Consider the following 13271-nt stretch of genomic DNA (forward strand, 5'->3'; position numbering starts at 1 on the left):
GTCACGGTGCCGGCCGCCGCGGTCGCGGCTAGGCAGTCGGCCGCGGCGAGGAGGGCCGCGGTGCGGCGCCGGTGCGGATTGCCGCGCAGGTTCGCCGGCAGCGGCCGGTGCGTCGGTCCGCGCGGCGGACCGACGTGGACCGACGTGCCGCGAGCCTTGGGCTCCGGCAGGGGCAGGACCCGGCTCGGGTTGGATGTCCCGGTGTTGTCCGTGGTCATCGCCTGATGTGCTCCCTGGTATCGGGGTCGGGATCGGGGAGGGAGTGGGAGTGGGGCTCGGCGGACGGCCGGGGAAGCCTGCGGGTGGGTCCGCCGGCGGACCGCTCGGCCAGCACCTCGGCGTACAGCCGCGCGATCCGCCCGGCCGTGTCCCGTACGTCGTGGAAGGCCCGGACGTGCTCGGCGGCCAGCGGACCCAGGTCGTGCCGGAGCGGCGGGTCGGCCAGGAGCGAGGCCAGGGCGCGGGCCAGGGCGCGGGGGTCCTCCGGCGGAACGAGGAAGTCGGCGGCGCGACCCGGTGGGAGGCTCTCGGCCACGCCGGTCACTGCGGTCGCCACCACCGGACGGCCGCAGGCCATCGCCTCCAGCGGGACCAGTGCCATCCCCTCCCAGCGAGAGGGCAGCACCACCGCGTCGGCCGCCGCGTACCAGGCCGTGATGTCCTGTGCCGCCCCGGCGAACAGCACCCCTTCGGGCGCCGCCGCGGCCAGTTCACCGCGCCACGGGCCGTCGCCGACCAGGACCAGCCGGGCGCCGGGGAGACGGGCGGCGACCTCGGGCCAGGCCCGCAGCAGCACGTCCTGCCCCTTCTGCCGGCACAGCCGGCCGACGCAGACGGCCAACGGGGCGTGCGGCGGCACTCCGGTCAGTGCGGGCAGGGCGGTGCGCGCGCGGGCGCGGGCGGCTTCGTCCGCCGGGCGGAAGCGGTCGGTGTCCACACCGTTGTGGACCACCGCCCAGCGGGCGCGCACTCCCGACACCTCGCCGTGCCGCAGCTCGTCCTCGGCCACGCACAGCACACGGTCCGCCCAGCGGGCCGCCAGCCGCTCCCAGTACAGGGCCAGCCGGGCGGTCGTCCCGCCGACGGCGTCGAAGGACCAGGCGTGCGGCTGGTGGACGGTGGGGACGCGGCCCCGCAGGGCGAACCGCAGGGCCAGCCCCGCCTTGGCGCTGTGCGTGTGCACCAGGTCGGGGCCGATGCGCCGCACCAGCCGGGCGGCCCGCACCGCCTCGCGGCACAGCTCCGGCCCCGGTTCGCGCCGTGCGGGCCAGTCGACCACCTCCGCGCCGGCCGCGGCGGCGTCCCGGCCCAGCGCGCCACCGGGCGGGCAGGCCACCACCGCGCGCGTTCCCGCCGCGGTCTGGGCACGGACCAGATCGGTGACGACTCTGGCCACCCCACCGTCCACGGGCTGGGAGAAGTGCAGCACCGTCATGGGAACCGCTTTCCGTTCGTTGTGGGACACGCGTGGACTCCCCGTTCGCGAAACCGTTCTGCCTTCGTGCCGAAGGCGCCGCGCGGCCTCAGCCGCGCGCGTCGACCTGCAGGAAGACCGCTCCGATCTGGTAGCCCTCGTCACGGGTGGTGAAGCGGAGCGTCAGCGAGTCGCCGCCGCGCACCAGCGCGGGGGTGATGCCGTGGACGTCGGAGTCGTAGCCCAGCGTGTCGGGGTGAGCGGGCAGGCGGGGCGCCGGGCGGCCGTGGTCGGTGATCGTGGAGTTCATGGGGTCGTCGCCGGGGTTGGCCGCGTCGCGCACCCGGTGGGCGGGCGCGGTCCCGGTGCCCACCGTCAGCGTCTCCCCGCCCCGGCCGCGGTCGCCGTCGTAGGCCACCACCCCCGCGGCGCCGGACGCCCCGGACGGCATCGGCAGGTTCCCGGCGGTGATGTCGAGGGCGCCCCGGGAGGGGGTCATGGCCTCGTAGCCGTCCATGAGCACCAGGTGGCGCAGTGGCTCTCCCGGATGGGCGTAGGCGGCCACCAGCGTCCAGCCGCCCCAGGCGCCGGCGGGCGAGCGGCCCGCGGCGACGTTGAGCTGGGCGACGGTGTAGGAGCCGCCGCCGGACTGGGCGACCAGGCCGGTGACGTCCGCCGAGGCGGTGTAGCCGTCCATGACGTCGGTGCGGCGGTGGCCGATGACGGTGTCGGCGAGGACCTCCTTGTACCGGCCGCCCGGCTCGGCGATCAGCACCCGCCCGTTGTCCTCGGGGGGCTTCTGCTCGCCGACCCGGAGGTTGCCGCCCCAGTACAGCCGGGCGTGGGTGACGCGCGCCCCGGCGGGCAGGCGCAGTTCCGCGCTGCTGGAGTTGTAGGTGTTGGGGTCGTCGTCGATGTCGACGTAGGTCATCTCGTAGTCGCCGTTGTTCCCCTCCGCCGTCCCCTCCCGGACCTGGGCGCAAGGCGGCACGTCGGCGGGGGCGTCGACAGGGCAGGTGGCCGCGGAGTTGGCGGCGCGCGCGATGCCGCCGTGCTGTGTGGCGCGGTACCGCTCCCCGAACGGGATGCGCGGCGCCTCGCCGGGCGCGGGCGCGGCCGCGGTGGGCGGCAGTGCCATCGCCAGGGCCGCGGCTGCCAGCGCGCACAGCGCTCCTCGGCTGGTGAGCCCCAGGGAAACACGCATGGACTTTCTCCGATCGACACCGTTCAAATCGGAGCAAACCATGGCAGAAATGTGCGGCTCCCCCGGATGTGACGCGCGGGGGTTGCGCCGAGCGTGTGACCGCACGGACCAGCGTCCGGCGCGTACGGCATCCGCTTGCGGCGGTACGGCCTACAGGAGGGCACCGGAACGGTGATCCCACTGGGCCCTCCGGGTGGCCCCGCGCATCGTCTCTGTTGAGCCGCCGCGGGGCCGGATAACCCATTCACGGCCCGGATCGACCACGGTTCGAACGGTCCCGAAAGGAGAACGGCGATGATCCGCGTCGCCAAGACCGCCGCGATCATCGCGGTCGCCCGCGCCCTGGTTCCCGGCGGCGCGGGAGCCGCGTCTGCCGACGGAGGCCGCCCCGGCGCCGCAAGGAGGCGGAGCGCGGCGGCGTGCCCGACCGGTACGCCGGCGAGGAGGCCGACGAGTCGCCGCGGCAGGACCCCGAGTGGCTCCTCCGGACCGCGCACCGAGCGCGGCCGCGGCCCCAAGGGCGAACGGCCCGAGGCGGGCTGAGCGGTGCGGCCCACCGGCCGGCGGGCCGCACATGTGGGGATGCTCCCCTGCGGGGAAGCTCAGGGGCCGCCCTCCTCCCGCTGCTCCCGCACCGCTTCCCGCTCCCCCGCCGCGTCACGGGGCAGGTCGCGGCCGGCCGGCGGGTCCACCTCCACCGGCGGGGTCCAGGGGCCGCGCTCCACGGTCTCGCCCGGCTGCATCCCCGGGGTCGGCCCCGCGGCGATCTCGGGCTGCTCCATGTCGTCGGCGGCGACCGCGTGCACATCGCCCTTGCCCAGCGGGGAGGCGCCCGGCTCCTCCTCGCTGCCGGGCTCCCAGTGGTCCTCGCCCGTGCCCGTGTCCTCGCCGCTCCGGGGCAGCTCCTCGCCCGGGCCGTACGCGGCGTTGCCCGGGTTCCGCGTCCGCTCGGCCTCCTCGGCGATCTCGCGGGCGCGCCGCTCCCTGCCCGTGCCCTCGTCCTCACCGGACATGACTCGCTCCTCTCCGCGGGGCCGGGGGCTCCGCGACCACAGGGCACGCCGCGCGCCCCCGGTGCCCCGGACACACCCAGTGCCCCGGGTGCTTCCTGACGGCGGATCTCGCCGACGCGGCGCGGGTACCCGGCGGCCATGGGAAACATTCTGGTCGGCACCTGCTCGTGGACGGATCCCGCGCTGGTCGGCAGCGGGTGGTACCCCTCGTCGGCCAAGGGCGCGGAGGGGCTGCCGCGGCCGGCCGCGGGGCTGGTGCGCGTCGACCTGGGCCGGAAGGCCGTCGACGAGGTGCTCGCCGCGGCGAAGGCGTGATTCCGCTTTCCCTTTCCGGTTCGCTCCACGCCGTCTCCTTCCTGTTTCCGCACCGTTGTGCGCGGCGCCGTGCTGTTCTGTGCCGCGTTGCGCCGCGCCGGGGCGCGCCGGGGGTTCTCGCGCTGAGCGCCGGAGGCGGGCCCTTGCCGTTCCGTGGAAGGCGTGTCTATCTTTGGCGCGCCCGCCAACGGAATTGCGTGAGAGCTCAACTGACGGATCGCCGGATACGGCGTAGGGGAGGGACCGGCTGTGGCCGGAAGAGGGCGTCATCGCCGATACAAGCCCAACGCGGTTTCCCGCGCGTCGCTGACCGTCACCGCGGGAGGGGCCGGAATCGCCATCCCGCTGATCGGGGCCACCGCCGCCCACGCCGCGCCCGAGGAGATCTGGAGCAAGGTCGCCGCGTGCGAGAGCAGCGGAAACTGGAATATCAACTCCGGTAATGGTTTCTTCGGCGGATTGCAGTTCAAACAGAGCACCTGGCAGGAATTCGGCGGTACCGCCTACGCCCCGCGCGCCGACCTCGCCACCAGTGACGAGCAGATAGCCGTCGCCGAGCGGGTACTCGACGGTCAGGGCCCGACCGCCTGGCCGGTGTGCTCGGACCGGGCCGGTCTGGCCTGGGAGCACCAGGGCTCCGGCGCCGCCGCGGCGTCCTTCTCCGGGACGGAGGAGGACCGGCCCCGCGCCCAGACGCAGGTACGGACGCAGACCGGGACCGCGAAGCCCGTCGACAAGCCCTCCGACGGCGGCCGGACGTATGTGGTGGCAGGCGGTGACACGCTCTCCGGGATCGCCGACGAGCAGGACGTGCGCGGTGGCTGGCAGACACTGTACGAACGCAACCGCACGGTCGTGGGCGGCAACCCGGACCTGATCTTCCCCGGGCAGCGGCTCAGTCTGCGGCAGGGCGGTGCGGCCCGGACGACGCAGGACGACGCGCCCGGCCGGAACACCACCGTGCCCCGGCAGAAGGACACGCCGAAGGCCGGGGAGAAGCCGGAGCCGCAGGAGAAGCCGCAGGAGCAGACCGGGCCCGCGGAGAAGGAGAAGCCCCAGGAGAAGGTCAGGGCGCAGGCCGAGCCCGAGCAGGCCGAGCGCGAGAGCTCCAAGGCGCAGACCTCCCCCGGCTACGCCGCGCCTGTCAGTGGCGTCTCCCCCACCACCGCGTACCGCCAGTCGGGCGGCGGCTGGTCCAGCGGCTACCACACCGGCGTCGACTTCCCCGTCTCCACGGGCACCTCGGTGCAGTCCGTCAGCCGCGGGCAGATCGTCTCGGCCGGCTGGGGCGGCTCCTACGGCTACCAGGTGGTCATCCGGCACTCCGACGGCCGCTACAGCCAGTACGCCCATCTGTCGGCGATCTCCGTGCGCTCCGGCCAGCAGGTCAACGCCGGTCAGCGGATCGGGCGTTCGGGGTCAACCGGCAACAGCACCGGGCCCCATCTGCACTTCGAGGTGCGCACCGGCCCCGGCTACGGCTCCGACATCGATCCGCTGGCCTATCTGCGCGCCAACGGCGTGCGCGTCTGATCCGCACACCTCCCGCCGGGCCCTGTCCCACGCCGAGCCGGTGTGGGACAGGGCCCGACGGGGCGGCCGTCACTCGATGTCGCGCCGCTCCAGCGGGTGGGTCGCCGGACCCTGGATCACCGAGCCGTCCGTGGCGAAGCGCGAGCCGTGGCACGGGCACTCCCAGGCCAGTTCCGCGTCGTTGAAGTGGACCAGGCAGCCCAGGTGCGTACAGCGGGCCGAGACGGCGTGCAATCGTCCGTCGGTGTCGCGGTGGACGGCGCAGCGGCTCCCACCGATCCGGACCACCGCGCCGCCGCCGGGGGCGATCTCGTCGACGGAGTCGGCGTGTGAGGGGCGCAGCCGGTCGCCGACGAAGTGTTTGGCGACGCTCGCCTGCAGTCCCAGTAGCGAGGGCGCGTCGCGGAAGCCGGGCAGCCGCCGCGGGTCGTACAGCTTCGCCCAGGCCGGCAGGTCGCCGCCGGTGACGTACCGGGCGAGCAGCCGGCCCGCCAGCACCCCGCTCGCCATTCCCCAGCCGCCGAAGCCGGTGGCCACGTAGGTGTGGCGCGCGCCGGGGTGGAACGGCCCGATGTACGGCACCCGGTCGGTGGAGCTGTTGTCCTGGGTGGCCCAGCGGTGGACGATCCGGGCGGCGGGGAAGCGCTCGCGCGTCCATGCCTCCAGCCGCTCGAAGCGCTCGGCGACCTCGGCCGTGCCCGGCAGGAACTTCTCGCCGGTGACGATGAGGAGGCGCTGCCCCTGGCCGTAGGGCGCGGTGCGCACCGAGCGGGTGTCGTTCTCGGGTGTCAGGTACATCCCGCCCGGGTCCTGGTCGTCGGGGATCACGGCGGCGACGACCAGTTCGCGGTGCGGTTCCAGCCGGGAGAACAGCAGCGCACGGTCGAAGACGGGGTAGTGGGTGGCCACGACGACGGCGTACGCGGTGACCGTGGCACCGTTCTCGGCGGTCACCTTGCACGGCCCGCCCTCCTCCAGGCCCACCACGCGGGTGCGCTCGGCAATCCGCCCGCCGCGCCGCAGCAGGTCCTCCGCGAGAGCCAGGAGGAACTTGCGCGGGTGGAACTGCGCCTGGTCGGCCACGCGTACCGCGCCCCGGACGGGGAAGGGCAGCCCGGTCTCGGTGACATAGGCGGCCGGCAGGCCGGCCTCGGCTGCCGCCTCGGCCTCGGCGCGCAGCTTCTGGGCCGTCTCCTCGGACTCGGCCCAGGTGTAGGCGGGCATGCGCTCCAGCTCGCAGTCCACATCCAGCTCGGCGGCGGTCGCGGCCAGGTGCCCGATCGCGTCCTGCTGGGAGAGCGCGTACATCCGTGCGCCGTCGGAGCCGTGCTTGCTCCGCAGCTCGTCGTAGACCATGCCGTGCAGGGCGCTGACCTTGGCGGTGGTGTGGCCGGTGACCCCGGCGGCGATCCGGTCGGCCTCCACCACGGTGACCCGGCGGCCGGCGCGGGCGAGTTCCCATGCGGTACACAGGCCCGCGATGCCGCCGCCGACCACCACGACGTCGGTCTCCGTACCGCTGCCTGGCTCCAGCGGCGGGTGGGTGGTGTCGGGGGTGACGGGGGCGGTCGCCAGCCAGTACGACTCGTTGTCGGCGGGGGACGCACTCACGGTCGGCGGCTCCTTCCGGACTCGGGGCGCACCCCGGTCCCCTCGCCCTCGCCGGAGGAGCCGACCTCGCCCACGCCCTCGGGCGGGCCGGTCTGCTCGGAGTCCGCCTCGCCCCTGAGCTGGCCGATGTCGCGGTCCTCCTCGACGGTGTGGACGGCCGACTCCTCCGGGGCCAGGCCCCCGGCCGCGGACTCGTGGGAGAACACGTCCTGGTTGGCGGGCCGCTCGCCGAGCGGATCGTCGCTGAGCTGGCCGGTCTCCTCCTCCGGCGGGCCGGAGGCCCGGGAGGTCTCGCCCACGTCGGGCTCCTCCTCGGCCAGCCGGTCACCCAGGGGCTTGCCCTCCACCTGCTCGGAATAGGTGGTGCCCCACTCATCGGCGGCCACCGGGCGCTCGCCGGGGACGGGCATCTGCTGCGGGTCGTTCATCCACTCCTGCTCAGGCATGCCGTTCTGCAGGTCGGGGATGCCCTCGTCCTCAGGACGGCCGCCCGGGTCGTAGGGGGCCTCCAGCGCCGAGTCGCCGGGGCTGGGACCGGTGGCGGGCTCCCCCTCGGGCGGCAGGCCGGGAGTCTCCTCGTCGTTGACGGTGGCGTCCTCCTCGGCCAGTTCAGGCCTGCTCTCGTAGCCCGCCGCGGTGGGCTCGTTCTCGTCAGCCATGGTCGGTATCCCTCCGGGTCCCGGTGTCGGTCAGGGGCGCGCACGCGTCGGTGATCCGGTCGGCTCTCATCGACCCGCCCGGTACCCGCCGGTACCGGGCGGAAACACGCGGTGCGCCCCGGCTCCTCCCGGATCGCGTCGTTCCGTGGGCGGCGGCACGGGCGCCCGGACGCCCCGCGTTTGGCGCCGGGTGCGAACGGTCGTGGTACCCGTGGCCCGCCCCGGAAAACCCCGCCCGTTTCACCGGACGGGCCGGGGGTACTCACACTGCCGTGACCAGGGATGGAAACACCGGGGGACTGACCATGGGGGTCGAGGAGGAGTTCCTCCTGGCCGACCCGGCCACCGCCCGCGCCGTGCCCGGCGCCCGGGCGGTGCTGCGCCGCGCCCACCACGAGGCGTCCGCCGCGGACGGCTCCGGCTACAAGGCGGAGTTCCTCTCCAGCCAGGTGGAGTCCGCCACCGGGGTGTGCACTTCCCTGGAGGAGGTCCGCAGGGAGCTGGCGGAGGACCGCGCCCGGCTGGTGGACGCCGCCCGGGAGGAGGGCCTGCTGCTGCTGTCCTCCGGGGCGGCCGTGCTGAGCGACGGACGTCCTCCGGTGGCCGAGGGGGAGCGCTTCCGCCGTATCTCGGAGCTCTTCGCCGACATCGTGGACGACTACCAGGTGTGCGGCTGCCACATCCATGTGGGCGTGCCGGACCGGGAGACGGCGGTGGCCGTGGTCAACCGGGTGCGCCGCTGGCTGCCGACGCTGCTGGCCCTGTCGGTCAACTCCCCGTTCTGCGAGGGACGCGACCGCGGCTACGCCAGCTGGCGCATGATGGAGCAGCTGCGCTTCCCCGCCGCCGGGATGCCTCCCCGCTTCCCCGATGCCGCCTTCCACGACGCGGAGGTGGAGCGGCTGGTCTCCTACGGCGCGCTGATCGACGACCGGATGAGCTTCTGGCTGATGCGTCCCTCCCCGTGGCTGCCCACGGTGGAGTTCCGGGTCGCGGACGCGGCGGCCACCGTCGACGACGCGGTGCTCCAGGCCGCGCTCGGGCGGGCCCTGGTGCGCCGGGCCCTGGCCGAGCTGGAGGCGGGAGTGCCGGAGCCGGAGCTGGACGAACGGGCGGCCAGGGCCGCGGTGTGGGCCGCGGCGCGCTACGGGCTGCGGGGCCACGGTGTCGACCCGGTCACCCGCGCCCGCGTGCCGGCCGGCGAACTGCTGGACTCGCTGCTGCGGCACGTCGCGCCCGCCCTGGAGGAGACCGGCGACACCGAGGCCGTGCGGGGGCTGCTGGAGGTGGTGCGCGAGGACGGCACCGGGGCCGAGAGGCAGCGGCGCGCCTGGGCGCGGGGCGGCCCCCGGGCGGTGGTGGAACTGCTGGCCGCCCAGACCGACGCGAGGGAGCACAAACGAGCATGACGCCCACCGCCGGTACGGCCTACTCCGCCACCGGCGCCCCCTCGGGCGCCGTCACAGCCGAGCTTCCCTCCCCCCGCGGCGAGTTGAGCGCCGCTGTGCTGAATGCCCTGACCGCCGCGCCGCCCGCGCGGCCGCCGTACTCCCTCGGGGCGGCGGTGGAGGAAGCCGACCCGTACGGCGAGGACCTGCATCTGGCCCTGTACGTCTGCTACGAGCTGCACTACCGGGGCTTCGCGGGAGTGGCGGCCGAATGGGAGTGGGACCCGGACCTGCTGCGGCTGCGCGCCGGTCTGGAGCGGGTCTTCCTGACCGCCCTGCGCCGCGACACACTCACCGGCACGGCCTCGGACTCGGACGTCGCCGCCGCGCTGGAGCCGCTGCTGGTGGAGCCGGCCGAGGGCGGCGGGGTGTCGGACTTCCTGCTGCGCGAGGGCGAGTGGTGGCAGATGCGGGAGTACATCGCGCACCGCTCGGTCTACCACCTCAAGGAGGCCGACCCGCACGCCTGGGTCATCCCCCGCCTCGACGGCCAGGCCAAGGCCTCGCTGGTGGCGGTGGAGTACGACGAGTTCGGCGGGGGCCGCGGGGAGCGGGTGCACGCGCGGCTGTTCGCGGACCTGATGGCGGGCGCGGGCCTGGACCCGTCCTATCTGCGCTACCTCGACGACGTGCCCGCCCCGATCGTCGCCGGGGTGAACCTGATGTCGCTGTGCGGGCTGCACCGGGCCCTGCGCGGCACGCTGGTGGGCCACTTCGCGGCGGCCGAGATCAGCACCGCGCCCAGCGCCCGGAAGATGGCCAGGGCGCTGGAGCGGATGGGCGCCGCGCCCGAGTGCGTGCTGTTCTTCACCGAGCACATCGAGGCGGACGCCGTGCACGAGCAGGTGATGCGGCGGGACGTCATCGGTGATCTGCTGGCGCGTGAGCCGGAGTTGGCCGCCGATGTGGTGTTCGGCATCCGCGCCACCGAGCTGCTGGAGGAGCGTCTGGCGGACCGCCTGCTGAGCGCCTGGCGCGCGGGCGCCACCTCGCTGCGGCGCCCGCTGGACGCCTGAGCGCCGAGCGCCCGGGGCGGGTCCGGGGGCGGAAGGCGGGTATCGGAAGGAGGCCCGGGGCGCCCGCGGTCAGCCCCGGCCCTCCTCCGTGCCCGTGTCCGCGCCCGGGCCCGCCGACTCCGCGTCCGCGGTCGCGGCGTCCGTCGCGGGCCTCGGGCGGCGCTCCCTGCGGCGGTGGCTGGTGTCGCACCACGGATAGCGGTGGCTGCGGCGGCAGGTGCACAGGGCGACCGTGAAGCGGTCGGAGCGGGCGACACGGCCGTCGGGGAGGGCGACCTCCACCGGGCCCTCCACCAGCACCGGGCCCTCGGGGTCGATCACCACGCGCCTGGCGCGGCCCTCGTCGGCGGGCTCAGGGACGGTCGGCACGGACCACCACCAGTTCCTCGGTGCACTGGCCCGGGGCGATCAGTCCCCGCTCCTCCAGCCAGGCGGCGCGCCCGCGCAGTACCGGGCCGAACGGGATGGTGGTGCGGGCCACCACGAACGACTTCAGCCCCTGCCCGCGCAGCAGGTCCAGTGTGGCCCCGGTGCCGCACAGCTCGGAGTGGACCATCAGTATGGTGCCGCCCGGCGCCAGCAGCGCGGGCGCGTACGCGCACAGCCGGTCCAGCACCGCGCGGCCGTCCGGCCCCCCGTCCCAGCACATCGCCGCGCCCCTGCGGGGCGGTTCGCGCCGTGGGGAGGGCACGTACGGCGGGTTGGTGAGGACCACGTCGAAGGGGCGCCCGTGCTCCGCCTCGGTCAGGGCGTCGGCGAGGTCGCCGCGCCGCACGACCAGCGGCAGCCGGTGCAGCCAGGCGTTGCAGCGGGCGGCGAGCACGGCCCGGGACGAGGCGTCCAGCGCCACCGCCTCGTCCGCACCCATCCGCAGGGCGGTCATGGCGAGCACCCCGGTGCCCGTGCAGAGGTCCAGGACGCGGGCGCCGGGGGCGAGCGCGGCGTCGTGCAGCGCCTGCCCCAGCAGCCAGGTGTCATCCTGCGGCGCGTACACCCCGGGGGGCCTGAGCAGCAACATGAACACCGGATACCTCGTTTGTCCCTCCCCTAACGTGCTCGTCCGGGCGGCCGGGGCGGGGACTGGTCCGGCCCGAACCGGGGTACCCGGCCGGTCCACTGTGGAAAGAGGTGGAGACCGATGAAGGCAGTGGTCTGGCACGGTCGGCGCGACGTGCGGGTGGACGAGGTCCCCGATCCGGCGGTCCGTGAGCCGGCGGACGCGGTGGTGCGGATCACGTCGAGCGGGCTGTGCGGCTCGGACCTGCACCTGTACGACGTGCTGACCCCCTTCATGACGGAGGGCGACATTCTCGGGCACGAGCCGATGGGCATCGTGGAGGAGGTCGGTCCCGGGGTGCCGAACCTCTCCCCGGGCGACCGCGTGGTGATGCCGTTCCAGATCTCCTGCGGCACCTGCTTCATGTGCTCGCATGACCTCCAGACCCAGTGCGAGACCACCCAGAACCGCGGGTTCGGCACCGGTGGCTCGCTGTTCGGCTACACCAAGCTCTACGGCCAGGTGCCCGGCGGCCAGGCCCGGTACCTGCGGGTGCCGCAGGCGCACTACGGGCCGATCAAGGTGCCCGAGGGGCCCGCGGACGACCGCTTCCTGTACCTGTCGGACGTGCTGCCGACGGCCTGGCAGGCGGTGGCCTACGCGGACGTTCCCAAGGGCGGCTCGCTGGTCGTGCTGGGCCTGGGTCCCATCGGCGACATGTGCTGCCGGGTCGCGCCGCACCTGGGGGTGGAGAAGGTGATCGGCGTCGACCTGGTGCCCGAGCGGCTGGAGCGGGCCCGGGCCCGCGGCGTGGACGTGCTGGACCTCACCGAGCACGACGACATCGCCGACGCCGTCCGGGGGAAGACCGGCGGACGCGGTGCGGACGCCGTCATCGACGCGGTGGGCATGGAGGCCCACGGCAGCGCGGTCGCCCAGGTGGCGCAGAAGTCGACCGGGCTGCTGCCCAAGAAGATCGCCGAGAAGCTGATGACCACGGCGGGCGTGGACCGGCTGGCCGCCCTCCAGCTCGCCATCGACGCGGTGCGGCGCGGCGGCACCATCTCGATCATCGGCGTCTACGGCGGGATGACCGACCCGCTGCCCATGCTCACCCTGTTCGACAAGCAGATCCAGTTGCGCATGGGGCAGGCCAACGTGCGGCGCTGGGTGCCGGAGATCATGCCGCTGCTGACGGACGAGGACGTGCTGGGCGTGGACGACTTCGCCACCCACCACGTGCCGCTGGAGAAGGCCCCCCAGGCGTACGAGATGTTCCAGAAGAAGGCCGACGGCGCGGTGAAGGTCGTGCTGCGGCCCTAGGGCGCGCCTCCCTTCGCCCTCCCCGGCCTCCCGGCGGGGTGGCGCGGGCCGAGGGACATGTCCTCACGGCCCTCCCCGCCCTCCCGCTCCCGCGCTCCTGCCCCGCTCGCGCCCGCGGCGCACCAGGACGACGATCAGGTCGATCACGCCCACCACGGTCAGCGCGGCGCAGAGCCAGGCGATGGTGCGCAGCGAGTCCGCGCCGGGGACGTCGTCCGGCCCCGAGTCCGCCGCCCACAGGGCGAAGAACACCGTCCCGGCCAGGAAGAACGGGATGTACACGATGGACAGCAGCAGCCTCAGCCCCAGTGGGCTGCGGGCCGTCACGGGCTCGGTGCCGGTGCGCGACCGGCCGGGGATCCGCATGCGGGTGCACCTCCTCGGCTGGGGTTCCGCAAGGTCCACGGGGCTCTCCGGGTTCCTCGGGAGGCACTCGGTTCCCGGCCCCCGGCGGCGCCGGGTACCCGCCACCGCCGCCGGCCATGCCGCCGCGCCGGGGTGTCATGGGCGCGGGCGGCGCGTCGCTGTCGCCGCGGCCTCCGCCCGCTGACAGGGTTTCCGGGGTCCGAGCGTCCCCGGATACCACGGAGGCCCCATGCCCGTCCGGCCTGTCCGCCGCGCCCGTCACTCCTGTTCCCCGCGCCCGCCGTTCCGCCGCCGCGCCGGTACCGCGGGGGTACTGGCGCCGACGCTGCTCATGACGCCGGCCCTGGCGCCGCCGGCGCCGCTGCTCGCGCC

Annotated in this window: 12 protein-coding genes and 2 pseudogenes; 5 read left to right on the forward strand and 9 right to left on the reverse strand. The window is 74.9% G+C overall.

Translation table 11 applies throughout. The features are described 5' to 3' along the window. The 4 genes and pseudogenes from LJ221_RS19565 to LJ221_RS19580 all read right to left on the reverse strand — a co-directional run. A pseudogene (locus LJ221_RS19565) lies at positions 1-218 on the reverse strand (hypothetical protein); the annotation flags it as partial. Then, on the reverse strand, positions 215-1435 hold the full coding sequence (locus tag LJ221_RS19570; RefSeq protein ID WP_241718035.1) for a glycosyltransferase: 1221 nt from the start codon (positions 1433-1435) through the stop codon (positions 215-217). The pseudogene LJ221_RS19565 and the gene LJ221_RS19570, both read right to left, overlap by 4 nt. Positions 1436-1523: 88 nt before the next feature. Continuing rightward, positions 1524-2618, reverse strand: coding sequence for a hypothetical protein (locus tag LJ221_RS19575; protein WP_241718036.1), 1095 nt, complete (start codon positions 2616-2618; stop codon positions 1524-1526). Positions 2619-3220: 602 nt separating this feature from the next. Further along, on the reverse strand, positions 3221-3631 hold the full coding sequence (locus LJ221_RS19580) for a hypothetical protein (RefSeq protein ID WP_241718037.1): 411 nt from the start codon (positions 3629-3631) through the stop codon (positions 3221-3223). 138 nt (positions 3632-3769) lie between these two features. Here LJ221_RS19580 and LJ221_RS19585 point away from each other — a divergent pair. Both LJ221_RS19585 and LJ221_RS19590 read left to right on the forward strand, forming a co-directional pair. Further along, positions 3770-3862: pseudogene (locus LJ221_RS19585) on the forward strand (DUF72 domain-containing protein); the annotation flags it as partial. 333 nt (positions 3863-4195) lie between these two features. Next, positions 4196-5479, forward strand: coding sequence for a transglycosylase family protein (locus LJ221_RS19590; RefSeq protein ID WP_241718038.1), 1284 nt, complete (start codon positions 4196-4198; stop codon positions 5477-5479). A gap of 69 nt (positions 5480-5548) precedes the next feature. Here LJ221_RS19590 and LJ221_RS19595 read toward each other — a convergent pair whose 3' ends face one another. Both LJ221_RS19595 and LJ221_RS19600 read right to left on the reverse strand, forming a co-directional pair. Continuing rightward, positions 5549-7090, reverse strand: a complete 1542-nt coding sequence (locus LJ221_RS19595; protein WP_374228510.1) for an FAD-dependent oxidoreductase — start codon at positions 7088-7090, stop codon at positions 5549-5551. After that, entirely contained in the window at positions 7087-7749 is a 663-nt protein-coding gene (locus tag LJ221_RS19600; RefSeq protein WP_241718039.1) for a hypothetical protein, read from the reverse strand. The genes LJ221_RS19595 and LJ221_RS19600 overlap by 4 nt, the downstream gene beginning before the upstream one ends. Positions 7750-8021: 272 nt before the next feature. Here LJ221_RS19600 and LJ221_RS19605 point away from each other — a divergent pair, with 272 nt between their 5' ends. After that, positions 8022-9158, forward strand: a complete 1137-nt coding sequence (locus tag LJ221_RS19605; RefSeq protein WP_241718040.1) for a glutamate--cysteine ligase — start codon at positions 8022-8024, stop codon at positions 9156-9158. Next, positions 9155-10213, forward strand: a complete 1059-nt coding sequence (locus tag LJ221_RS19610; protein ID WP_241718041.1) for an iron-containing redox enzyme family protein — start codon at positions 9155-9157, stop codon at positions 10211-10213. The genes LJ221_RS19605 and LJ221_RS19610 overlap by 4 nt, the downstream gene beginning before the upstream one ends. 69 nt (positions 10214-10282) lie before the next feature. Here LJ221_RS19610 and LJ221_RS19615 read toward each other — a convergent pair whose 3' ends face one another. After that, a complete protein-coding gene (locus LJ221_RS19615) occupies positions 10283-10582 on the reverse strand; it encodes a CDGSH iron-sulfur domain-containing protein (protein WP_374228511.1) in 300 nt (99 codons plus the stop codon). Further along, the gene (locus LJ221_RS19620) at positions 10566-11231 is read right to left on the reverse strand and encodes a HemK2/MTQ2 family protein methyltransferase (protein WP_241718042.1); all 666 of its coding nucleotides are present in this window, start codon (positions 11229-11231) and stop codon (positions 10566-10568) included. The genes LJ221_RS19615 and LJ221_RS19620 overlap by 17 nt, the downstream gene beginning before the upstream one ends. 120 nt (positions 11232-11351) lie before the next feature. Here LJ221_RS19620 and LJ221_RS19625 point away from each other — a divergent pair, with 120 nt between their 5' ends. Next, positions 11352-12533: a zinc-dependent alcohol dehydrogenase gene (locus tag LJ221_RS19625; RefSeq protein ID WP_241718043.1), complete on the forward strand. Its 1182-nt coding sequence runs from the start codon at positions 11352-11354 to the stop codon at positions 12531-12533. Positions 12534-12596: 63 nt separating this feature from the next. On the opposite strand, the gene LJ221_RS19630 is transcribed toward LJ221_RS19625, so the two are convergent. Continuing rightward, positions 12597-12899 (reverse strand): DUF6343 family protein, encoded by a 303-nt coding sequence (locus LJ221_RS19630; RefSeq protein ID WP_241718044.1) that lies wholly within the window; start codon positions 12897-12899, stop codon positions 12597-12599. Between the last annotated feature and the right edge of the window lie 372 nt (positions 12900-13271).

Origin of the sequence: Streptomyces sp. CNQ085, assembly GCF_022614595.1 — a bacterium.
In the GTDB taxonomy this organism is placed as follows: domain Bacteria; phylum Actinomycetota; class Actinomycetes; order Streptomycetales; family Streptomycetaceae; genus Streptomyces.